The 21,369-nt window shown below is 68.6% G+C and carries 17 protein-coding genes; 8 read left to right on the top strand and 9 right to left on the bottom strand.

Annotated features, from left to right (window positions below; translation table 11 throughout):
- The first annotated feature begins 33 nt into the window (after nucleotides 1–33).
- Both AC1RSK_RS06885 and ku read left to right on the top strand, forming a co-directional pair.
- Nucleotides 34–2,418, top strand: a complete 2,385-nt coding sequence (locus AC1RSK_RS06885) for a TonB-dependent receptor (RefSeq protein WP_492906758.1) — start codon at nucleotides 34–36, stop codon at nucleotides 2,416–2,418.
- 52 nt (nucleotides 2,419–2,470) lie between these two features.
- On the top strand, nucleotides 2,471–3,277 hold the full coding sequence (gene ku, locus AC1RSK_RS06880; protein ID WP_492906757.1) for a non-homologous end joining protein Ku: 807 nt from the start codon (nucleotides 2,471–2,473) through the stop codon (nucleotides 3,275–3,277).
- A 123-nt stretch (nucleotides 3,278–3,400) separates the two neighbouring features.
- On the opposite strand, the gene ligD is transcribed toward ku, so the two are convergent.
- The 3 genes from ligD to AC1RSK_RS06865 all read right to left on the bottom strand — a co-directional run bounded on the left by ligD (nucleotide 3,401) and on the right by AC1RSK_RS06865 (nucleotide 8,320).
- A complete protein-coding gene (gene ligD / locus AC1RSK_RS06875) occupies nucleotides 3,401–6,085 on the bottom strand; it encodes a DNA ligase D (protein ID WP_492906756.1) in 2,685 nt (894 codons plus the stop codon).
- Nucleotides 6,086–6,136: 51 nt separating this feature from the next.
- Nucleotides 6,137–7,012: a hypothetical protein gene (locus AC1RSK_RS06870; protein ID WP_492906755.1), complete on the bottom strand. Its 876-nt coding sequence runs from the start codon at nucleotides 7,010–7,012 to the stop codon at nucleotides 6,137–6,139.
- Nucleotides 7,013–7,138: 126 nt separating this feature from the next.
- Nucleotides 7,139–8,320, bottom strand: coding sequence for a vWA domain-containing protein (locus AC1RSK_RS06865; RefSeq protein ID WP_492906754.1), 1,182 nt, complete (start codon nucleotides 8,318–8,320; stop codon nucleotides 7,139–7,141).
- Nucleotides 8,321–8,457: 137 nt separating this feature from the next.
- Here AC1RSK_RS06865 and folD point away from each other — a divergent pair, with 137 nt between their 5' ends.
- The 3 genes from folD (at nucleotide 8,458) to AC1RSK_RS06850 (ending at nucleotide 11,699) form a co-directional block, all read left to right on the top strand.
- A complete protein-coding gene (gene folD, locus AC1RSK_RS06860) occupies nucleotides 8,458–9,351 on the top strand; it encodes a bifunctional methylenetetrahydrofolate dehydrogenase/methenyltetrahydrofolate cyclohydrolase FolD (protein ID WP_492906753.1) in 894 nt (297 codons plus the stop codon).
- Nucleotides 9,352–9,948: 597 nt separating this feature from the next.
- Nucleotides 9,949–10,293 (top strand): c-type cytochrome, encoded by a 345-nt coding sequence (locus AC1RSK_RS06855; protein WP_492906752.1) that lies wholly within the window; start codon nucleotides 9,949–9,951, stop codon nucleotides 10,291–10,293.
- Nucleotides 10,293–11,699, top strand: coding sequence for a D-arabinono-1,4-lactone oxidase (locus AC1RSK_RS06850; protein ID WP_492906751.1), 1,407 nt, complete (start codon nucleotides 10,293–10,295; stop codon nucleotides 11,697–11,699). The genes AC1RSK_RS06855 and AC1RSK_RS06850 overlap by 1 nt, the downstream gene beginning before the upstream one ends.
- Nucleotides 11,700–11,752: 53 nt before the next feature.
- Here the strand turns inward: AC1RSK_RS06850 and AC1RSK_RS06845 are convergent, their stop codons facing one another.
- Genes AC1RSK_RS06845 through AC1RSK_RS06830 form a run of 4 tightly spaced genes read right to left on the bottom strand, consistent with a single transcriptional unit; the run spans nucleotide 11,753 to nucleotide 15,250 of the window.
- On the bottom strand, nucleotides 11,753–12,361 hold the full coding sequence (locus AC1RSK_RS06845) for an ABC-type transport auxiliary lipoprotein family protein (protein WP_492906750.1): 609 nt from the start codon (nucleotides 12,359–12,361) through the stop codon (nucleotides 11,753–11,755).
- Nucleotides 12,358–13,296: an MlaD family protein gene (locus AC1RSK_RS06840; RefSeq protein WP_492906748.1), complete on the bottom strand. Its 939-nt coding sequence runs from the start codon at nucleotides 13,294–13,296 to the stop codon at nucleotides 12,358–12,360. Before AC1RSK_RS06840 ends, AC1RSK_RS06845 begins: the two co-directional genes overlap by 4 nt.
- The gene (locus AC1RSK_RS06835; protein ID WP_492906746.1) at nucleotides 13,296–14,138 is read right to left on the bottom strand and encodes an ABC transporter ATP-binding protein; all 843 of its coding nucleotides are present in this window, start codon (nucleotides 14,136–14,138) and stop codon (nucleotides 13,296–13,298) included. Before AC1RSK_RS06835 ends, AC1RSK_RS06840 begins: the two co-directional genes overlap by 1 nt.
- A complete protein-coding gene (locus AC1RSK_RS06830) occupies nucleotides 14,135–15,250 on the bottom strand; it encodes an MlaE family ABC transporter permease (protein WP_492906744.1) in 1,116 nt (371 codons plus the stop codon). The genes AC1RSK_RS06835 and AC1RSK_RS06830 overlap by 4 nt, the downstream gene beginning before the upstream one ends.
- Nucleotides 15,251–15,401: 151 nt before the next feature.
- Here AC1RSK_RS06830 and AC1RSK_RS06825 point away from each other — a divergent pair, with 151 nt between their 5' ends.
- Nucleotides 15,402–17,171 (top strand): DUF4153 domain-containing protein, encoded by a 1,770-nt coding sequence (locus AC1RSK_RS06825; RefSeq protein ID WP_492906743.1) that lies wholly within the window; start codon nucleotides 15,402–15,404, stop codon nucleotides 17,169–17,171.
- Here the strand turns inward: AC1RSK_RS06825 and AC1RSK_RS06820 are convergent.
- The gene (locus AC1RSK_RS06820) at nucleotides 17,148–18,560 is read right to left on the bottom strand and encodes a Mur ligase family protein (RefSeq protein ID WP_492906742.1); all 1,413 of its coding nucleotides are present in this window, start codon (nucleotides 18,558–18,560) and stop codon (nucleotides 17,148–17,150) included. The two genes, AC1RSK_RS06825 and AC1RSK_RS06820, sit on opposite strands and share 24 nt — an antisense overlap.
- A gap of 80 nt (nucleotides 18,561–18,640) precedes the next feature.
- On the opposite strand from AC1RSK_RS06820, the gene AC1RSK_RS06815 reads away from it, so the two are divergent.
- Both AC1RSK_RS06815 and AC1RSK_RS06810 read left to right on the top strand, forming a co-directional pair.
- The gene (locus AC1RSK_RS06815; protein WP_492906740.1) at nucleotides 18,641–19,828 is read left to right on the top strand and encodes an aspartyl/asparaginyl beta-hydroxylase domain-containing protein; all 1,188 of its coding nucleotides are present in this window, start codon (nucleotides 18,641–18,643) and stop codon (nucleotides 19,826–19,828) included.
- Between the two features lies 1 nt (nucleotide 19,829).
- Nucleotides 19,830–21,134 (top strand): glucoamylase family protein, encoded by a 1,305-nt coding sequence (locus tag AC1RSK_RS06810; RefSeq protein ID WP_492906739.1) that lies wholly within the window; start codon nucleotides 19,830–19,832, stop codon nucleotides 21,132–21,134.
- Here AC1RSK_RS06810 and AC1RSK_RS06805 read toward each other — a convergent pair.
- Nucleotides 21,088–21,348: a hypothetical protein gene (locus AC1RSK_RS06805; protein ID WP_492906737.1), complete on the bottom strand. Its 261-nt coding sequence runs from the start codon at nucleotides 21,346–21,348 to the stop codon at nucleotides 21,088–21,090. The genes AC1RSK_RS06810 and AC1RSK_RS06805 overlap by 47 nt on opposite strands.
- Nucleotides 21,349–21,369 lie beyond the last annotated feature (21 nt).

The raw sequence follows: 21,369 nt of genomic DNA, 5'->3' as shown, positions 1-21,369 counted from the left end.
TGGGGGCGGCGCGCACGGTTGGGGATACTGGCCATGGCCGTTCGCAATCGCCTGTCGCGTAAACTTCTGCTGCTGACCGGCGCCGCCTGCCTGATGGCCGGACCCGCGGCCTTCGCCGCCGACGAGAAGGCGGTCGAGGACGCCGCTGCCGTCGCCGAAGCGCCAGACGACAGCACGGTCGATGGACTGATCGTCACCGCCCGCCGTCGCGAGGAAAGCGCCCAGGCCGTGCCGATCGCCCTGCAGGTGACCAGCGGCGTCAAGCTGGAGCAGGCCGGGGTGGGCAATGTCAGCCAGCTGACCCAGCTGGTGCCGACCCTGCAGGTGCTGTCGCCCAACGGTCGCAACACGGCCCTGACCATCCGTGGGCTCGGCGCCTCCTATGGCCTGGCCAACGATGGGCTGGAGCAGGGCGTCGGCATCTATATCGACGGAGTCTACAACTCGCGGCCGGGCGCCGCGCTGTCGGACTTCATCGACATCGAGCGGGTCGAGGTGCTGCGCGGGCCGCAGGGCACGCTGTTTGGCAAGAACACCACGGCCGGCGCCCTGAACATCGTCACCCAGGACGCCTCGCTGGACGCGCTCGAGGCGCGGGTCGAAGCCAGCTTCGGCAGCTACGATTTCAAGCAGTTCAAGGGCACGGTCAGCGCCCCCATCGTCAAGGACGTGCTGGCCTTCCGGCTGTCGGCGGTGGCCACCTATCGCGACGGCGACGTCTACAACCCTGTCCAGAAGAAGGACCAGAACGCCCGCGAGAGCGAGACCGTCCGCGGCCAGCTGTACTGGCAGGCGACCGACAAGCTGCTGCTGCGCTTCGCCGCCGACTACACGGCCCAGCAGCCGGAATGCTGCACCCAGCTGTTCTACAAGGTCGGGACGACCTTGAAGCCGGCCAACCAGCAGTACGCCGCCCTGGCCGCCGGCAAGGGCTATGCGCCGGCCAGCACCAACATCTTCGACCGCAAGGCTGACGTCGACGGCGACATCCAGGCCGACCAATGGCTCAGCGGCCTGGCCCTGACCGCCGACTATGACTTTGGCTTCGCCACCCTGACCGCCATCGGCGCCCACCGCGAGTGGGACTGGGAACCGCGCAACGACCGCGACTACACCGCGCTCGACGTCACCCGCCAGTCGGCCAACCCCTCGCACCAGAAGCAGGACAGCCTGGAGATCCGGCTGAGCTCGAACGGGTCCAACACCATCGATTGGACCGCGGGCCTCTACTATTACGACCAGAACATCACCACCCACGGGATCACCGAGTACGGCGCCGACGCCACCTACTGGCTGCTGCCCGGCACGGTGACGCCGCCGGCCCTGCTGGACGGCTACAAGGTGTTCAACGACTCGACCATCGACACCACCAGCTATGCCGCCTTCGGCCAGCTGACCTGGAACATCACCGACAAGCTGCGCATCACCCCGGGCATCCGCTACACCAAGGAAGAGAAGGAGGGCGAATACATCGCCACCACCTCCGGCGGGCTGGTGACGGCCGATCCGGTGCTGATCAACCGCCGCCTCGGCATCGCCCGGCCGCAGGCCTATGCGGCCGACACCAGCGACGGGTCGTGGTCGGGCCAGATCGCGGTGTCCTATGACCTCACCGACAAGATCCACCTCTATGGAACCTGGTCACAGGGCTTCAAGTCGGGCGGCATCAACATGGCCGGCATCCCCAACACGGCGGCCGGAACGCCGTCGCTGGTCAGCGCCGTGGTCAAGCCCGAGGAGGTGACGACCTACGAGGCCGGCATCAAGACCCAGCTGTTCGACGAGCTGATCGTGCTCAACGCCGCGGTGTTCGCCACCGACGTGGAGAACTTCCAGGCCAACGTCGTCGACACCGGCCCCGGCGCCCTGCGCGGCTACCTGGCCAACGCCGAGAAGGTGACCTTGAACGGGGTCGAACTGGACCTGACCACCCGGTCGATCGGCGGCTTCACCTTCTACGGCAACCTCGCCTACACCGACGCCCAGTACGACAGCTTCGAGAACGGGCCCTGCCCGCTGGAGCGGATCGGCACGGCGACGGCGGCCTGCGACCTGTCGGGCAAGGAACTGCCGGGCGTGTCGAAGTGGGCCGGGGCGTTCGGCGGCGAATACCGGCAGGAGCTGACGGTCGGCAAGTTCGTCGGCGAGGCCTACCTCGGCGTCGACGCCAACTTCCGCTCGGCCTACTTCGCCGACTCGGCGGTGTCGAAGTACGCCCGGCTGCCGGCCTATGAACTGGTCAACCTGCGCGCCGGCTTCAAGTCGGACAGCGGCTGGGAAGCCTTCCTGCTGGTCCGGAACGCCTTCGACGAGGAGTATGTGCAGAACATCACCGTCGTCTCGGGCAACAGCGGCCTGATCGTCGGCACGCCGGGCGAGGACCGCACCGTCAGCCTGACCCTGCGGGCCAAGTACTGACCGCAACCCCAGAGACGGGCGGGCGTTGGACTCCGCGAACCGGAGACCCGCCATGCCCGCCCGCCCCACCTGGCAAGGCCACCTGCGCCTGTCGCTCGTCACCTGTCCGGTCGCCCTCTACACGGCGACCCAGGCCAGCGGCGAGGTGCACTTCAACCTGCTGCACAAGGACACCCACAACCGCATCCGGATGATCCCGACCGACCCCGACAAGGGGCCTGTCGAGCGCAAGGACCTGGTCAAGGGCTACGAGTACGAGAAGGACAGCTACATCGTCGTCACCCAGGACGAGATCGACGCGGTGCGGCTGGAGAGCACCCGCACCATCGACATCGAGCGGTTCGTCGACGCCGGGGACATCGACCGGCTGTACTGGGACAATCCCTACTACCTGGTCCCGGATGGCAAGCTGGCGCTCGATGCGTTCAGCGTCATCCGCGACGCCATGGGCAAGACGAAGAAGGTGGCTTTGGCGCGGCTGGTCATGCACCAGCGCGAGCGGCTGCTGGGCATCGAGCCGCGCGGCAAGGGGCTGATCGCCTGGTCGCTGCGCTCGAACACGGAAGTGCGCGACGCCGGCGACTACTTCGACGACATCCCGGCCCACAAGGGCGACAAGGAGATGGTCGCCATCGCCGAGAAGATCATCGAGCAGAAGGAGGGGCCCTTCGACCCCTCGAAGTTCAACGACCGCTATGAGGACGCCCTGCGCGACCTGATCGCCGAGAAGCGGAAGGGTAAGAGCCGCCGGGTGAAGGCTGTGGAGCCGGAGGATACCAATGTGGTCGACCTGATGGCGGCGCTGAAGAAGAGCCTGGAGGCGAAGGGGAAGACCGCGCCGGCGAAGAAGCGGGCCTGATCACCGCCGGTGGCGGCAGATAATCCGGGGACACTATATAGATTTTCGTCATCGGCATCTGCCGGGCCGGGCTTTGGCGGTTCGAAAATCTATATAGTGTCCCCGGATTATCTGCTCCAATGGTCAGACGCCAATCCGTGCCTCGCCCGCCGCCTTCGTCTCCCGCTCCAGTCGCTTGATCGCCGCCGCCAGGGGGCGTTCGCTATCGCACCAGTCTTCCCAGGCGCTCATGCCGCGCACGATCTTCGGGGCCGTGCGGATCGTGTATTTCATCGGATCCAGCCCCTTCTTCACCTGCGTCCAGGTCAGCGGCATCGATACCGGGGCGCCGGGCCGCGCCCTCGGCGACAGGGGCGCGACGGCGGTGCTCATGCGGTCGTTGCGCAGGTAGTCGAGGAAGATGCGGCCCTCGCGCCTGGCCTTGCTCATGTTGATCAGGTAGCGGTCCGGCGCGTCGGCGGCCATGCGGGCGCAGACCTCGCGGGCGAAGGCCTTGGCGGCGTCCCAGTCGGGGCCGTTCTTCACCTTGGCGAGCGGCGTGACGACGTGCAGCCCCTTGCCGCCGGTGGTCTTGCAGAAGCTCACCAGGCCCAACTCCTCCAGCCGGTCGCGAACCTCGCGGGCGGCGTCTATGACGTCCTCGAAGGACAGGCCCGGCGAGGGATCGAGATCGAAGACCAGGCGGCCGGGGTTGTCGGGCTCGAAGGGCTGGCAGTTCCAGGGATGGAGCTCGGTGGCGCTGGTCTGGGCGACGGCGATCAGGGCCTCCACCCGGTCGATCTGCAGGTAGCCCTTGCGGTCGCCGCTGACCGTGACCTCGGTCAGCAGGTTAGAGGCCCCCTTCATCAGGTGGCGCTGGAAGAACTTCTCGCCCTCGATGCCCTCCGGCGTGCGGATGATCGAGCAGGGACGGCCCTTGATGTGGTCGATCATCCAGGGGCCGACGGCCTCGTAGTAGCGGGCCAGGTCCAGCTTGGTGACTGGCGCGCCATCGCCGTCATCAGGCCACAGCGGCTTGTCGGCGCTGGACAGGCGCACGCCAAGGACCTCGGCGGAACTGGTCGCCTTGGCGGTGACGGTCTTGGCCGCGGCGGGCTTGGGCTGCGCCAGTTCGGTGGAGGCCGGCGCCACCTCGGCCTCGACCTCCCTGGCCGGCTTGTCCTCGCGCAGGCCCTTGAAGGCGGCCTGGCGGATATTGCCGTCGCCGGTCAGGCCGGCGTACTCGATCTCGGCGACCAGCTGCGGCTTCACCCAGTGGGTCTCGCCCTGCTTGCGGCCGCCGCCCCGGCTGGGCGCCTCGCGGTCGCTGAAGGGGGATGTGTCGATCTCCAGGGCCTTCAACTTCGCCAGCAGGCCGCCGACCTTGTCCTTGCCAAAGCCCGTGCCGATGCGGCCGACATGGACCAGTTTGCCGTCCCGATAGACGCCGGCGATCAGGGAGCGGAAGGCAGGGCCGGTCGTCGTCCAGCCGCCGATGACCACCTCATGGCCGGCGCGGCACTTGGACTTGGTCCAGCTGGCCGAGCGGCCGGACTGGTAGGGCGCCTTGAGGTCCTTGGAGATGATGCCTTCCAGGGACATGCGGCAGGCGGAACTGAGCACCGCGTCGCCGGCCTGGGTGAAATGCTCGACGTAGCGCAGGCGCGTCGTGCGCTCGCCGAGCAGGGTCTGTAGCCGGGCCTTGCGATCGGCCAGGGGCAGGGGGCGCAGGTCCTCATCTTTGGCGGCCAGCAGGTCGAAGGCGAAGAAGATCAGGCTGTCGGTCTTGCCGTCCGACAGGGCCGCCTGCAGGCCGGCGAAGCTCGGCGAGCCGTCATCGTCCAGGGCGCAGATCTCGCCGTCGATAATGCAGTCGGGCAGGGCGGTGGCGTCCTTGGCGATGGCCTGGAATTTCTCCGTCCAGTCGAGACCCTTGCGGGTGTGCAGGGTCGCCTTGCCGCCCTCGACGCGCATCTGCATGCGATAGCCGTCGAACTTGATCTCATGGCCGAAGGTCGCGCCTTGCGGCGGCCGGTCGACCAGTTTGCAGAGCTGGGGTTCGATGAAGTCCGGCAGGGTTTTCAACGCCTTGGCCTTCTGTTTGGACGTCGAGGCCTTGGGCGCGCCGGCCTGCTTGGCGGCGGTCTCGGCGCTGGCCTCCGGATCGGGGTCGGACCGCCAGACGGCGTCGGCCTTGGGGGCCTTGCGGGTCATGAAGGCGGTGGGCCGCCTGCCCTTGCCGGCGGCGATCTCCTCCATGCTCCGACCCGACGCGATGGAGGTGGCGTTGCGCTCCAGGAAGCCCTCGCCGTCGCCCTCCTTCACACAGTCGTCGCGGTGCTTGATCAGCAGCCAGTTGTTACGCTTCCCCCGTCCAAACTTGTCACCGCGCAGCCGGACCAGGACATAGCCGCCCTTCACCCGCTCGCCGGCGAAGACGATCTTCAGTTCGCCCTTCTTGAGGCCCTTGGCGACGTCGAAGCCGGGCTCCGGCGCCCAGTAGCCGCGGTCCCACAGCATGACGGTTCCGCCGCCGTACTGGCCCTTGGGGATGGTCCCCTCGAAGTCGCCGTAGGCCAGCGGGTGGTCCTCGACCTCGACGGCGAGGCGCTTGTCGGCGGGGTCGAGCGAGGGGCCGCGGGTGACGGCCCAGGAGAGGAAGGCGCCCTCCCATTCGAGCCGCAGATCATAGTGCAGCCGGGTGGCGGCGTGCTTCTGGATGACGAAGCGCAGCGCCTTGGAAGGCTGCACCGCCGACTGGCTGCTCGGCTCGGCGGTGACGCCGAAGTCGCGCATGCTGTCGTAGGTCTTGAGGTCCCGCTTTGCCATGGCGGGACAACGCCCGGGAGCCGCTGTTGCTCCCGGGCGAAGCGCAGTTGGCTAAAGCCCCTTGCCGACGTTCAGCCGGGCCACCGTGGCGGCCTTGGCCGGGGGCAGTTTCAGAGTCTCGTCGAGCAGGGCGATGTTGTAGCGGCAGAGCAGGGCCTGGCGCCTGGCGTCACTGACCGAGATGTTGCGGCCCGTCAGCTGCCGGACGATCTTGGCGTCGTCGGGGGTGAAGCCGGCCAGGGCCTGGTCGCCGATCTGGTTCTTCATCTGCACGTCGTACCAGAGGTCGACCAGCTTGCCGCCGTCCTCGGGGTTGAGGTTGGCGCCGGCGGCGTCCTTGACCGGATTGACAGCCACCTGTTCCAGGATGGCGGCGGTCGCGTCGCGCTCGCGCTTGACCAGGTCGGCGCTGACCACGGTGTCGGGGTCGAAGGTCAGGCGGGCGCCGCGGGTGAAGTCGTAGCAGTAGGCGGGCGAGACCTTACCGAGCGCCTCGGCCTTGTCGCGGCGGATCTTCACCAGGGCGATCAGGTTCTCGTCGCTGGCCTTCTTCATCTCGCGGCTGAGCACGGTGCGGGCGTTGGAATGGACCAGCTGGGCGATGCCGGCGGCGCCAAGCCGCTTGCCCTTCACCATCTCCATGTCGTTCTGCATCTTGGCGTAGTCGGCCGGGTAGTGCTCCCGCAGCGTCTTCACCTCGGGCAGGGTCTCGGCCTGCTTGCGGGCTAGGGCGAACTTCTGGTTGGGAACCAGGTCGTGGTCGGCGAAGAACCAGCCGAGACCGCCGCCGGCCGCGCCAATCACCGCCGTGAAGACGATCATCAGGGCGCCCTGCATCGACAGGGCCCTGGACAGCACGAAGCCGCCGACCGCGCCGACCAGCACCCCGACGACGATGGAAATGATGATGATGGTCGTTGCGTCCACGGCGAAAAGCCCCCCGTTACAATTGGTTGGCGCGGACCATCGCGGGATTTGGGAGGCGGTGCAAGGGCGGGGTCCCCTCATCCGGCCCGCTGCGCGGGCCATCTTCTCCCGCGGAGCGGGAGAAGATTAGTGCCCCCGCACCAGCTCCTTCATCGCCTTGTCGAGGCCTTCGATGGTCAGCGGGAACATGCGGTCGCCGACCAGCTGCTTCATCACCCCGATCGACTGGGTGTAGTCCCAGTGGCGCTCGGGCGTCGGGTTGAGCCAGATGCAGCTGTGGTAGATCTGGGTGACCCGGTCCATCCAGATGGCGCCGGGCTCCTCGTTCCAGTGTTCGACGCTGCCGCCCGGATAGGTGATCTCGTAGGGGCTCATGGTGGCGTCGCCGACGAAGATGACCTTGTAATCGCTGGGGAACTTGTGGAGCACGTCCCAGGTGTTGGTCTTTTCCTGGGCGCGGCGGCGGTTGTCCTTCCAGACGCTCTCGTACAGGCAGTTGTGGAAGTAGTAGAATTCGAGATTCTTGAACTCGGTGCGGGCAGCGCTGAACAACTCCTCGCAGAGCTTGATGTGGCTGTCCATCGAGCCGCCGATGTCGAAGAAGATCAGCACCTTGATCTTGTTGCGCCGCTCGGGCCGCATGACGATGTCGAGGTAGCCCTTGCGGCTGGTGCCCTTGATGGTGCCGTCCAGGTCCAGCTCGTCCGGTGCGCCCTCGCGGGCGAACTTGCGCAGGCGGCGCAGGGCGATCTTGATGTTGCGGGTGCCCAGTTCGACAGAGTCGTCGAGGTTCTTGTACTCGCGCTTGTCCCAGACCTTCACGGCCCGGCCGTGGCGGCCCTTGTCCTGGCCGATGCGCACCCCTTCGGGATTGTAGCCGTTGGCGCCGAAGGGCGAGGTGCCGCCGGTGCCGATCATCTTGTTGCCGCCCTCGTGGCGCTTCTTCTGTTCGGCCAGGCGCTCCTGCAGCGTCTTCATCAGCTCCTCGAAGCCGCCCATGGCCTCGATGGCGGCCTTCTCCTCGTCGGTGAGGAACTTCTCGGTCAGGGCTTTCAGCCACTCGGCCGGGATCTCGGAGGTCAGGCCATCGCCGACCATCTCCAGGCCTTTGAAAACATGGCTGAAGACGCGGTCGAACTTGTCGAGGTTCTTCTCGTCCTTCACCAGGGTGGCGCGGGACAGGTAGTAGAAATCCTCGACGGAGCGGTCGATGACCGATTTGTCGAGCGCCTCCATGAGCACGAGGTACTCCTTGAGCGTCACCGGCACCTTGGCCTGGCGCAGCTCTGAGAAGAAGGTCATGAACATGGGCGGCGTCCGAACGGGTGTTTGAACCGTGAAGATGAGGGTTTGCGGCCGCGCTGTCCAGCGTAACGCAAGGTCGCACCAGCCGTTGCCAGCGGGCGGGCCAGGGGGTAGGTCCGCGCCAACCGGCGGAGACCCCCATGAGCGAAGCGACCATCATCGACGGCAAGGCCTTCGGCGCCGGGGTGCGCGAACGGGTGGCGGTCGAGGTGGCGGCGCTCAAGGAAAGCCACGGCCTGACGCCCGGGCTGGCGGTGGTGCTGGTCGGCGAGGATCCGGCCAGCCAGGTCTATGTGCGCAACAAGGGCGAGCAGACGACAGCCGCCGGCATGTATTCGGAGACCCACCGGCTGGCGGCCGATGTCACCGAGGCCGAGCTGTTCGGGCTGATCGACCAGCTGAACAGCGACCCGGCCATCCACGGCATCCTGGTGCAGTTCCCCGTGCCGGCGCATCTGAGCCAGGACCGCATCGTGGCGCGGATATCGCCGGACAAGGACGTCGACGGGCTGACCGTGACCAACGCCGGCCGGCTGGCCAGCGGCCTGCCGGCGCTGACGGCCTGCACGCCGGTCGGCTGCATGATGCTGCTCAAGGACGCCCTGGGCGACCTGAAGGGCAAGCGGGCGGTGGTCATCGGGCGCTCCAACCTGATGGGCAAGCCGATGGCGCAGCTTCTGCTGGCCGCCGACTGCACGGTGACCATCGCCCACAGCCGCACCGTCGATCTGGCCGCGGTCTGCCGCGAGGCCGATATCCTGGTCGCCGCTGTCGGGCGTACGGAGATGGTGCGCGGCGACTGGATCAAGCCGGGGGCGGCGGTGATCGATGTCGGCATCAACCGCCTGCCGTCGCGCGACCCGGAGAAGGCGGCGCAGGGCAAGACGCGGCTGGTCGGCGACGTGGCCTTCGACGAGGCGGTCAAGGTGGCCGGCTGGATCACGCCGGTGCCAGGCGGGGTGGGGCCGATGACCATCGCCTGCCTGCTGCAGAACACCCTGACGGCGGCCAAGCGGCTGCGCGGGATCGCCTAGGGGCAACCGTCGCTCCTTGTGGCTCGCCGATCCGGCTATCGAAGCGGCAAGCCATTATACTGCGGGGCGCCGACCAACGGAAAAACCCGACGTCTGCCGGGGGCTGTGAAAAAACGGGCTGAATCCCATGGCCTGTTGGCTTTTGCGTGGGTTCGGGGTGTGTGGATGTGGTCCGGGGCGTTGGTCGGTGTGTTGGTCGACGTGCGGGGTTTGTTGGTCGAAAGCGCGCCACGGTGACCAACGCTTCCTGCCGCTGCGGCGGTGGAGGGCCTCTGATGGGGCGAAGAGGTGGTGAATATGTCTAGACATATTGCCTAAGTCTTTGAGTAAGCGAGCTTTTAATCTGTCGCCGCCCCCCTTCGCTCCCTTCCCCCTGGAGGCAGGGCTATCGCATATGACCGCGCCGGGATGTTTGTGAGTTCGCCTCTGGGCTCCCTTCTCCCCTCGCGGGAGAAGGGACACTCACGGCGGCTGACCGAGCCTTGGCCAGCTGTCGGCATCCGCGATAGTCCTGGCTCCTAGCGGAACACTTGCCAAAACCGCCGACGCTGGTGTCACCATCGCTCAAGGGTGGACTCACACGCCCAAGGGGACGGCATGATCAGACTTCTCGCTATCGCCACCGCCGGCCTCGCCCTGTGCGCCTGTTCCCCAGAGGCCAAGCCGGTCACGCCGGAGCAGTCGGCGGCGCTGGTTCCGTCCGACGCCAGGCTGGCGGCGCTGTATGAGACCTCCTGCAAGACCTGCCACACCATCAAGGCCTCCAGCGCGCCGCTGACCGGCGACGCCGCCGCCTGGGCGCCGCGGATGAAGCAGGGGATGCCGACCCTGGTGGGCCACACGGTGCAGGGCTTCAAGGCGATGCCGGCCGGCGGGCAGTGCGCCGGCTGTACGGCGGCGGACTATGAGGCGCTGATCCAGTTCATGTCCGGAGCCAGGTGATGGTCACGCGGCGCAAGGCGATCGTGATCGGCGCGGCCGGGGTCGGCGGCGCGGTGCTGGCTGCCGGCGGGGCGGCGGTCGTCGCCAACCGCGACAAGCCAGAGCCGCCGTCGCCGGACGCCGTCAACCCGCAGGGGCGGATGCTGTGGCGCAACTGGTCGGGCATCCAGAACGCCTATCCGGCCCAGCGGCTGGCCCCCAAGGACGAGGTCGAGCTGGCGGTGGGGCTGAAAGCCGCCGAGGGGCCGATCCGGGCGGTCGGGGCGGGGCACAGCTTCACCGCCCTGGCGGCGACCAACGGCACGCTGGTGTCGCTCGACGCCCTGGCCGGGGTGGTTGGCTGGGAGGGCGATACGGCGGTCGTGAAGGCGGGGACGCGGCTGGGCGCGCTCGGCCCGGCGCTGGCCGCCAGGGGCCGGGCGATGGCCAACCTGCCGGACATCAACAAGCAGTCGGTGGCCGGGGCGATCTCGACCGCGACGCACGGCACGGGGATCAGCCTGCCGGCCATCCATGGCGACGTCACCGGCCTGACCCTGGTCACCGCCGACGGCGAGACGGTCGAGTGCGACGCGAGGAGGCGGCCGGAGGTGTTCGACGCCGCCCGGGTGTCGCTGGGGGCGCTGGGGATCATCACCCAGGCCAAGCTGCGCACCGGCCCCAACCGCCGCCTGCGCCGCCGGGTCTGGCTGGAGCCGTTCGAGGAGACGCTGGGCAAGGCGGAGGAACGCTGGAAGGCGCATCGCAACTACGAGTTCTTCGCCATCCCGTTCACGGGCCTGGCCGCCAACGTCACCCATGACGAGACCGACGAGCCTGCGTTGGCCCCGCCGCCCAGCCAGGACGACGCCTTCCTCGAGGCGCTGAAGATGCTGCGCAACACCTTCGGCTGGTCGAACGGGGTGCGCAAATCCGTGGCCGGCCTGCTGTTGGGCGGCACAAAGCCCGAAACGGCGATCGACGAGGGCTGGAAGCTGCTGTCGACCGAGCGGCCGGTGCGCTTCAACGAGATGGAGTACCACTTGCCGCCGGAGACCCAGCTGGCGGCGCTGAAAGAGGTGCAGGCAGTCATCGAGAAGGAGCGCCGCGACGTCTTCTTCCCCATCGAGGCGCGCCGCATCGCCGCCGACGACGCCTGGCTGTCGCCGTTCAGCAGCGGCCCGCGCGGCTCGGTCGCCGTCCATGCCTGGTACAAGGACGACTACGCCTTCTTCTTCGAACTGATCGAGCCGATCTTCCAGCGGGCCGGTGGCCGGCCGCACTGGGGCAAGCTGCATAGCCTGAAGGGCCAACGGCTGGCGGCGCTGTATCCGCGCTGGAAGGATTTCCTGGCGGTGCGGCGGGAGCTGGATCCGAAGGGACGGATGCTTAATCCGTACCTGACGGGGTTGTTTGATCTGGCGTGAGCAAGAAGGGACACATTGAATTTGCTCGCAAATTCAATGTGTCCCTGTTTCCGTCAGCGCCCGCCGCCCGTCATCACCACCCAGGTGTTGAGGTCGGTGAGCGTCTTCGTCACCGCCTGGTTGAAGGCCGGCACAATCGCGCTGACGCGGTTTTCGCTGGCCTGGACCTCGCTCTTCAGCACCGTTTCATAGGTCTGGCCGCCGCGGACGTTGCGGGTCAGGGCGACCTTGATCTCGACCAGCACCACCGGCGCGCCCTCCGGCCCGTTGCGGTAGTCGGCCTCGAAGCGCTGGACGTCGAGGCGCATCAGCCAGTCGCTCTGGCCCATCTCGCCACGGCCGATCAGCCGGGCGGGACCGGCCTGGAAGGCGCGGACCAGTTCTTCCTCGAAGATCTGCTGGGCCGGCGCCACCCAGCGGGCGCTGTCGATGTAGGCGATGGCCCCGTTGGTGACGGTGACGATGCCGTCGCTGGCGGCGGCGCGGTCAAAGGCGATCGGGCCCCGCGTCACGTCGAAGGTCTTGGCGGAGACCTCCGACGGGGCGCTGATCTCGAACCGGTAGAGCTTGGCCGGCTCGGCCTCCGGGAACAGGGTGATGCAGCCCGACAGGGCCACGGCGACGGCCGCGACGGCTGTTGCGCGGAGCAGGTTGATCCTCACGGCTTCACCTTTTTCTTCTCGGCGGGCGGCTTGCCGACCAGGTTCTGCGGGCTCTTCTCGGCTTCCGTCACCAGCCGGTCGAGGGACTCGGCGGCCCCCTGCAGGGTGGTGATGGCGTTGGTCAGCTGCGGCAGGCCCTCGGTGGCGAAGTCGTTCACCGGCCCGTCCAGCTTCTGCAGCACGGCCGAGACGTCGGCGGCGGCCTTGTCGACCTTCTTGGCGGCCTCGTCGATGTTGGCCATCGACTGCTTGGCGTCGCCGTTGATGAAGGTCTGGCCGTCCTTGGCCAGGGCGGTATAGGCCTTGGCCGTCTCCTCGAAGGTGGCCAGGGCGCGGCGGGCGTCGGCGAGGATTTCCTTCTGCTCGCGGGCCTCGGCGGTGACCGCCTGCAGGTCGTCGAGGGCGGCGCCGAAGGTCTTGATGTTCTCATCGCCGAGCACGCGGTTGATGCGGTCCAGGGCCTCGATGGTGCGGGTCAGCACGGTGCCGCCGCCGGCCAGCAGGTCGGAAAGGGCGCTGCGCTGGGTGCGGATGACCGGCACCTCGCCGGGCGAGACGGTGTCCTTCAACAGGCGCTTGGCCGGGTCGCCGGCGGTGATCTGGATGTAGTTGATGCCGGTGATGCCCTGCGGCTCCAGGGTGGCGTAGCTGTCCTCGCGGATCGGCACGTCGCTGGTCACCTTGACCCGGGCGATGACGCGGTTGGGGTCGCGCTTGTCGAGCGCGATGCGGGAGACGTCGCCGACCTTGATGCCGTTGAAATGCACCTCGCCGCCCTCGGTCAGGCCGCGCACGGGGCCGACGAACAGCACATCGTACTCGTCGAAGTTCTTGTTGAACCCCAGGCGGGCCAGCCAGAAGACGAAGACGATCGCCGCGATGAACAGCAGCAGCGAGGCCGCGCCCACCAGAGCGTAGTTGGCGTTTCTTTCCATCAGACCCTCGTGCCCCCCTGCCGGGCCGCCTGCGCGGCGCGCCCGCGTGGACCCAGGAAGTATTCCCTAATCCAGGGGTGTTCGGAATGCTCAAGTGTATGGACCGGTTCAACGGCCACGACCTTCTTGTCGGCCAGCACGGCGACGCGGTCGGTGATCGTGTAGAGGCTGTCCAGGTCGTGGGTGATCATGAACACCGTCAGCCCCAGGCTGTGGGTGAGGTCCTTGATCAGGTCGTCGAAGGCGGCGGCGCCGATCGGATCGAGGCCGGCGGTCGGTTCGTCGAGGAACAACAGCTCCGGATCGAAGGCCAGGGCGCGGGCCAGGCCCGCCCGCTTGCGCATGCCGCCGGACAGCTCGGACGGCTTGAGGGCGCCGGCCCGCGGCGGCAGGCCGACCAGGGCGATCTTCAGCTCGGCCAGCTCGTCGATCTCCGAGCGGGACAGGTCGGTGTGCTCATGCAGCGGGGCGGCGACGTTCTCCTTCACCGTCAGCGAGGAGAACAGGGCGCCCTGCTGGAACAGCACGCCCCAGCGGCGCTCGATGGCCGACCATTTGCGGCGGCTGGCGTGCTGGATGTCCTGGCCGAAGATGCGGACCGCGCCGCCGTCCGGCTCCTTCAGCCCGATGATGGTGTTGAGCAGCACCGACTTGCCGGTGCCCGAGCCGCCGACGACGCCCAGCACCTCGCCCTTCTTGACGATGAGGTCGAGGTCCTCGTGCACGACGTTGTCGCCGAAGGCCGAATAGAGGCCGCGCACCTCGATCGGCGGCGCGCCGGCGTCGAGGCCGTCTTCGACCAGGGAGGCGTCGTTGGCGTCGGTGGTGGTCTGGTCGCTCATATGTTCAGCTCCATGTAGAGGAGCGCGAACAGGGCATCGAGCAGGATGATGGCGAAGATGGCCTGGACCACCGCCGAGGTGACCCGGCGGCCAAGGCTCTCGACGTCGCCCTCGACCTCCATGCCCTGGCGACAGCCGATGCCGGCGATGACGATGGCCATGACCGGGGCCTTGGAGACCCCGACCCAGAAATGGGTGGCCCCGACGTTGTCGACGATCCGCTGCCAGAAGAAGGTCGGCGACAGGTCCAGCAGCCCCCAGGTGACGGCCAGCCCGCCGACCAGCCCGGCCAGGTCGGCGACGAAGGTCAACAGCGGCATGGTCACCAGCAGGGCCAGAAAGCGCGGCAGGACCAGGGCGTCGAACGGGTCGACCCCCATCACCCGCATGGCGTCGATCTCCTGGTTCATCTTCATCGAGCCGATCTCGGCGGCGAAGGACGAGGCCGAGCGGCCGGCCAGCAGCACGGCGGTGATGACGATGCCGAACTCGCGCAGCACCGAGATGCCGGTGGCCTCGACGACCAGCACCTCGGCGGCGAAGGCCCGCAGGGTGTTGATGCCGAGCAGGGCGACGACGGCGCCGATGAAGAAGGTGGTGGTGGCGACGATCGGAATGGCGTCGAGGCCGGCCCGCTCGCATAGCGAGACGAACGGCGCGACGCGGAACTTGCGGGGGTTGGTGATGGCCCGCCCGGCCGAGGTCAGCAGGTGGCCGAGGAAGACCAGGGTCTCGTAGAGGTCGCGGCCGATGTTGACCACGCCACGTCCGATGCGGACCAGCAGGTCGTAGAAGCCGCGGTGCTGGCGGGGCGGGCTGGGTTCGGCCTGAACCGCCTCGCCGACCAGGTGCAGCAGGCGTTCGGTCTCGGGCCGGGCCAGCAGCTTGCCGGCGCTCTCGCGGCCGTCGGCGGCGCGGATGATGGCGTAGGCGCCAGCCGTGTCGCAGCGGCCGATCCGCATCATGTCCAGGGAGACGGCTTTCGAATGCGCCAGGGTCTCGGCCAGCCGCAGGCCGGCGTCGTCGAGCGCCTCGGCGATCCAGTCGCCGGTCAGCACGGCCGTCGACCCATGCTCACCCTGCTGCATCGTGAATTCGGCGGGGTTGGGCATGGACGGTTTAGCGGTTTTCCCTAGGGCGCCGGAAAGTGCCATGCGCCGGGCTCGCCGCAAAGGCTTTCGCGCCAAAGGGTCTGCACGGAATGCGCACTTGCTCGTAGGCGAGCGCCGGGAGAGGCTCGCGGGACACAGGGGATACGCGAAAATGAGCATGGATGGCGAGCATGACGCCGCGGCCGGCCGCCGGCTGCTGCTGACGCGGCTGGCGGTTGGGCTGGTGCAGGGTGGGGCGCTGTTCGGGCTGTCGGAGGCGGCCGAGCAGAAGATCTGGCCGGCGACCGACCGGCCGCTGTTCATCGCCCTGCTGGTCATGGCGCTGGGCGTCGGGCCGGTGGTGCTCAGCGGCCTGGGCGCGCTGAAGCGCAACGCCCTGATCGTCTGGGCGACTGCCGCCGCCCTGGTCATCGCCGCCATCGGCTGGGTCGAGGGCTATCGCGGGCTCAAGGGATTCGAGACGATTCCCTCGCCGCTGGTCATGCTGGCGGTCCTGGTCGGCCTGTTCGTCGCCCATAGCCTGATCGTGGCGGCGGCGCGGGATCGCGGCCGGATCGCCAGCTATCCGACCTATTTCGACGTCGCCTGGAAGCATGGCGTGCAGCTGGCCCTGGCCGGGGCCTTCACCGGCATCTTCTGGGGCGTGCTGCAGCTGGGGGCGGCGCTGTTCAGCATGATCGGCGTCAAGCTGGTCTCCGAGATCATCGGCGAGCGCTGGTTCGCCATTCCCGCAACCGCCTTGGCCTTTGCGGCGGCCGTGCATCTGACCGATGTGCGGGTTGGCCTGATCCAGGGGGTGCGGACGGTGGCCCTGACCCTGCTGGGCTGGTTGCTGCCGCTGTTGGCCGGGCTGACGCTGGCCTTCCTGCTGGCCCTGCCGTTCACGGGCCTCAAACCCCTGTGGAACACCGGCAACGCCTCGATGATCCTGATCGGGGCTGGGGCCAGCCTGATCCTGCTGATCAATGCCGCCTACCAGGACGGCGGACGCGAAAAGCCGCTACCGGCGGCGCTACGCTGGGCCATGCGGCTGGCGAGTGTGCTGCTGCTGCCGCTGACGGTGCTGGCGGCCTACGCCCTGTGGCTGCGGATCGGCCAGTACGGCCTGACCATCGAGCGGATCATCGCCGTCGCCTTCGTGGTGGTCGGCGCCTGTTATGCGGTGGGTTATGCGTTGGCCGCCGTCATGCCCGGCCCGGTCATGCGCCGGCTGGAGCCGACCAATGTGGCGACCAGCTTCGTCGGTCTGGCGGTGCTGCTGGCCCTGCTGACGCCGCTGGCCGATCCGGTGCGGCTGTCGGTCGACAGCCAGGTGGCGCGGCTGCAGGCGGGCAAGGTCAAGCCGGCGGACTTCGACTTCGAGTATCTGAAGTTCTCAGCCGGGCGGTTCGGCGAGAAGGCGATGGCCAAGCTTGCCAAGGACCCCGGCGACATCGGCCGGTTCGCCCGGGCCGTGCAGGTCCAGAAGTTCAAAGGCACGCCCAAAGTGGTCCAGCCGGAGAACCAGCAGCCGCTGGCCGACATCAAGGTCTGGCCGGCCGGCAAGATCATGCCCGAGACCCTCAAGCCGAAATGGTTCGAACTGGTCGACGCCGGCTGTGCCAGGGACAACGAACCTTGCGAGCTCTTCCTGTACGATATCAACGGCGATGGCCGGGACGAGGCTCTGATCCGATACTATGGCCGTCGGGTTGATGTGCTGGAATTCGACCCGGCCAAGGGCTGGCAGAAGCGCGGCGACGTCGAGGCGCCCTACTGCAAAGATGACAAGGGAGTCTGGGCGGCTCTCCGGGGCGGCCAGGTTGAAACCCGGTCGAGCCCCTGGCGGGAGATGGTGGTGAACGGGCTGGTGCTGACGGTCGAGCCCGACAACGCCTGCCCGGTCACGCCGCCCTTGTCAGCCAAACCGCCCGTCCAATAGCGCTGGCAGGCTGGCGGGAAGTCCGAGTAGCGGCCCGGAGGACAGCAGCAACACCACCTCCTCGCCAGTCAGCTCTGAAAGCGCCGCCTCGCATTCGCTGGGCGTCGTCGCCCCGACGGCGGCAACCCCGGCGGCGTTGATGCGGGCCAGTATCTGGGCGTGGGTCAGCTGTTCGTGGGTGCCGGCGCCGTGGGTCGGGGGCGGGATGACGATGACACGGGTGACGTCGTCGAAGACGGTGTCGTACCAGGCCAGGCCCTCGGCGTTGCGCCAGCTGAAGGTATGCGGTTCGAAGATCACCACCAGCGGCCGGCCGGGATAGTGCAGCAGCATGGCCTCGATGGCCGAGCGGGCCTTCTCGTAGGAGGAGCCGAAGCCTTCGATGACCGGGACCTTGGAGACAGTGGTCAGGCGGTCGAGCCGGCGGCGGATGCCGAGGAAGGAGGCGACGGCGGACTGCAGCTCGCTTTCGGTGACCAGCTCGCGGGTCAGCAGGAAGGCGGCGACGCCGACCACGTTCTCGATGTTGTGAGCGCCCAGAAGCTGGGTCTCCAGCGCCAGACGGCGCCCCGCCGGCGAGACCAGGGTGAAGCGCGAGGTCTCGCCGAAGGTGACGTCCTGGCAGTACCAGCCCTCGCCGGGCGCGGTGCCGTACCAGACCGGCGCAGCTTTGCTTTCGCCGACGATGGCGCGCAGGGCGGGACTGTCGCGCAGGACCAGGGTGGCGCCGGCGTCCAGGCGGGCGAGCAGGGCGCGGAACGGCGCCTCGTACTCCGGATAGGTCGGGAAGACGTTGAGGTGGTCGTGCACCAGCGAGGTCAGCAGCAGGTGGTCGACGTCGTAGAGCATGAACTTCGAGCGGCGGTCGGACTGGCTGACGATGTATTCGTCGCCCTCGATGATCATCGGGCCCGTGCCCCAGGCCCCGGTCGGGCCGCCGCCGGCCGGGATGGCGCCGATCATGTAGCCCGGGTCCTTGCCGGCCTCGCGCAGGATGTGGGCGAGGAGGGCGGTGCAGCTGGACTTGCCGAAGCTGCCAGCCACCAGGGTGACGTCGCGGTCCTGGGTCTGCTGCGCGACCAGCTGCGGGAAGCCGGTCATCTCGATCTCGCGTCGGCGGGTCTCGACGAACTCGGGATTGCCCTGGCCGGCCAGCTTGGCGCTGCCGCCCAGTACGACCAGATCGATCTCCGGCCCGATGTTGTCGGCCGAGAGCGTGCGGCGGAAGGGGATGCCCATGGTCTCGAGATAGGTGCTGATCGGCGGGAAGGCTTCCTCGTCGGAGCCGCCGATGACATGGCCGGCGTCGCGCATCATCAGGGCGGCGGCGCTCATGCCGGCCCCGGCGATGCCGATGAAGTGGATATGGCGAGGGGTGTCGGTCGTCATGGGAGGGATGTCGGACCAGCCGACGTCGATGTCAAACCTTGGCCGTTGACCGGACGGCCGTGGCTCCGCTTTATCGGCCCATGTCGTCGACCATCGATCCCCGCCTGCTGACCCAGTCCGGCGCCCAGGCCCTGGGCCGGGGCGACTTCGCCGGGGCACGCGATCTGTTCGAGAAGATCGTCGCCACCGGCCGGGCCGACGGGCCGGTCTGGCTGGGACTGGCGGTGGCTTGCCGGGGGCTGGGCGACGGCGAGGGCAAGCTGGCGGCGCTGGACCGGCTGCTGGCGCTCGATCCGCGTCACCTGCGCGGCCTGATGATGAAGGCCGACCATTTCGCCGAGGCCGGCGACGCCCGCGCCGCCGCCGCCTTCTGCCGCCAGGCCCTGCGGATGTCGCCGCCGGCCGAGCGGCTGCCGCCGGAGCTGGCCGCCGAGCTGCGCCGCGCCCAGGCGATGAGCGACGCCTACGCCGCCGACTACGAACGCCATCTGCTGGGCGCCGTTGGCCCAGCCGCCGAGGGGCCGGGCGGGGAGCGCTTCCGGGAGTCGGTCGAGCTGATGCTGGGCCGCAAGCGGGTCTATCTGCAGGAGCCGCGGCACTACTATTTCCCAGGCCTGCCGCAGATCCAGTTCTATGGCCGCGAACCGTTTCCCTGGCTGGAGGGCCTGGAGGCGGCGGCGCCGGCCATCCGCGCGGAGCTCGTGGCGCTGCTCAAGGATGGAGCGGCCTTCAGCCCCTATGTGAAGAGCCAGTCCGACCGGCCTTTCGACGACGGCCACGGCATGCGCGACAACGCCGACTGGAGCGCCCTCTACCTGTGGCGCGACGGCGAGCCGGTGGCGGACATCGTCGCCCGCTGCCCGGCGACCATGGCGGCGATGGAGAGGCTGCCCCTTTGCGGCATCGCCGGCCGGACGCCGTCGATCCTGTTCTCGCGGCTGGCGGCGGGGGCGAAGATTCCGCCGCACAACGGCTTCATCAACACCCGCCTGATCGGCCATCTGCCGTTGATTGTGCCCGGCCAATGCGGCTTTCGGGTCGGCAATGAGACGCGAGAGTGGCGGGAAGGCGAGGCCTGGCTGTTCGACGACACCATTGAGCACGAGGCCTGGAACGACAGCGGCGAGGACCGCATCATCCTGATCTTCGACGTCTGGCGCCCCGAGCTGAGCGAAGCCGAGCGGGCCATGGTCGCCGGCCTGTTCGCGGCCGTTGACGCCTACGGCGGCGGGCCAGCGGGCCCCTCTCGTCAAGGATGGGGCGTCTGAGGTGACCGACGAGGAGCTGATCGCCCAGATCCAGGCCCGCACCTTCGCCGGGCTGGTGGCGGCCACCGACCGCACCTCGGGCCTGACCGCCGACCGCTGGCCGACGCCCTCGGCTTGTTCCATCGCCGCCGTCGGCTTCGCCCTGACCTGCTGGACGGTGGGCGCGTCGCGGGGTTGGCTGCCGAGGGCCAATGCCGCCGACATGACGATGCGGGCCCTGCGCACCCTGGAGAGCGCGCCGCAGGGCGACGCCGCCGATGGCGTGTCGGGGACGCGGGGCTGGTTCTACCACTTCCTCAACATGCAGACGGGCCTGCGGGCCGGGACCTGCGAGCTCTCGACCATCGACACCGCCCTGATGCTGGCCGGGGCGCTGACGGCGGCCCGCTACTTCGACGGGCCCGTTCCGGCCGAGGTCGAGATCCGCGAGCGGGCCGGGCGGCTGATGGCCCGGGTCGACTGGGGCTTTCTCCTGCGGCCGTCGGGCCGGTTCGGCATGGGGTGGCGGCCGGAGGCGGGGTTCATCTCCCATGAGTGGGGCGGCTACAACGAGGCGATGCTGCTCTATGTGCTGGCGCTGGGGGCGGAGGATTCGCCGGTCCCGGCCAGCGCCTGGGAAGCCTGGTGCGCCAGCTACCCGAAGAGCTGGACCGGCAATCCCGCGCCGCATCTGGCCTTCGGCCCGATGTTCGGACACCAGTACAGCCAGCTGTGGATCGACTTCCGGGGCGTCCAGGACCGCTTCATGCGCGAGGCCGGGCTCGACTATTTCGAGAACAGCCGCCGCGCCGTGCTGGCCCAGCAGGCCTACGCCCGCGACAATCCCGGCCGCTGGAACGGCTATGGCGAGGACGCCTGGGGCCTGACCGCCTGCGACGGGCCAGGCCAGTTTCAGCGGTTGCGCGGCTTCAGCCTCAAGGCGTTCAAGGCCTATTGGGCGCGCGGGGCCTGGGATTTCGACGACGGCACCCTGGCCCCGACGGCGGTGGCCGCCTCGCTGCCGTTCGCGCCGGAGGCGGTGACGCCGGCCCTGCGGCGGATGATCGAGGACCATGGGGCGGCCATCTACGGCCCGCACGGTTTCCAGGACGCCTTCAACCCCTCGGTCGACCGCGCGCCGCCCGACCATGGCGAGGTCAAGCCGCTGACCGGCTGGGTCAGCCGCGACATGCTGGGCATCGACCAGGGGCCGATCGTGGCGATGATCGAGAACCATCGCAGCGGCCTGATCTGGCGGCTGATGCGCGAGGAGCCGGTGGTCAGACGGGGCCTGGAACGGGCCGGCTTCCAGGGGGGCTGGCTCTAGCCTCCCGCTCGGCGCGTTGCTTGTCGAGCAGGTAGCTGGTCCAGCGGCAGGCCATGCCGACGGCGGAGCCGGCCATGCCCAGCACCAGCCAGGGCAGCAGGCCCGCTTCCTCGGCGCCCGGCCAGGCAGCGACGCCGAGCGCCAGGACGCTGAAGCTGGAGATCAGATAACCGGTGGTCTTCAGGACGAAGGGGGAGGGGCCATGGTCGCTCATCCAGGCTCAACGCCATCCGGG

The sequence above is a fragment of the Caulobacter sp. GW821-FHT11A05 genome (assembly GCF_058809015.1).
The sequence above is the reverse complement of the archived record's forward strand: the minus strand, read 5'-3'. Positions and strand labels throughout refer to the sequence as shown.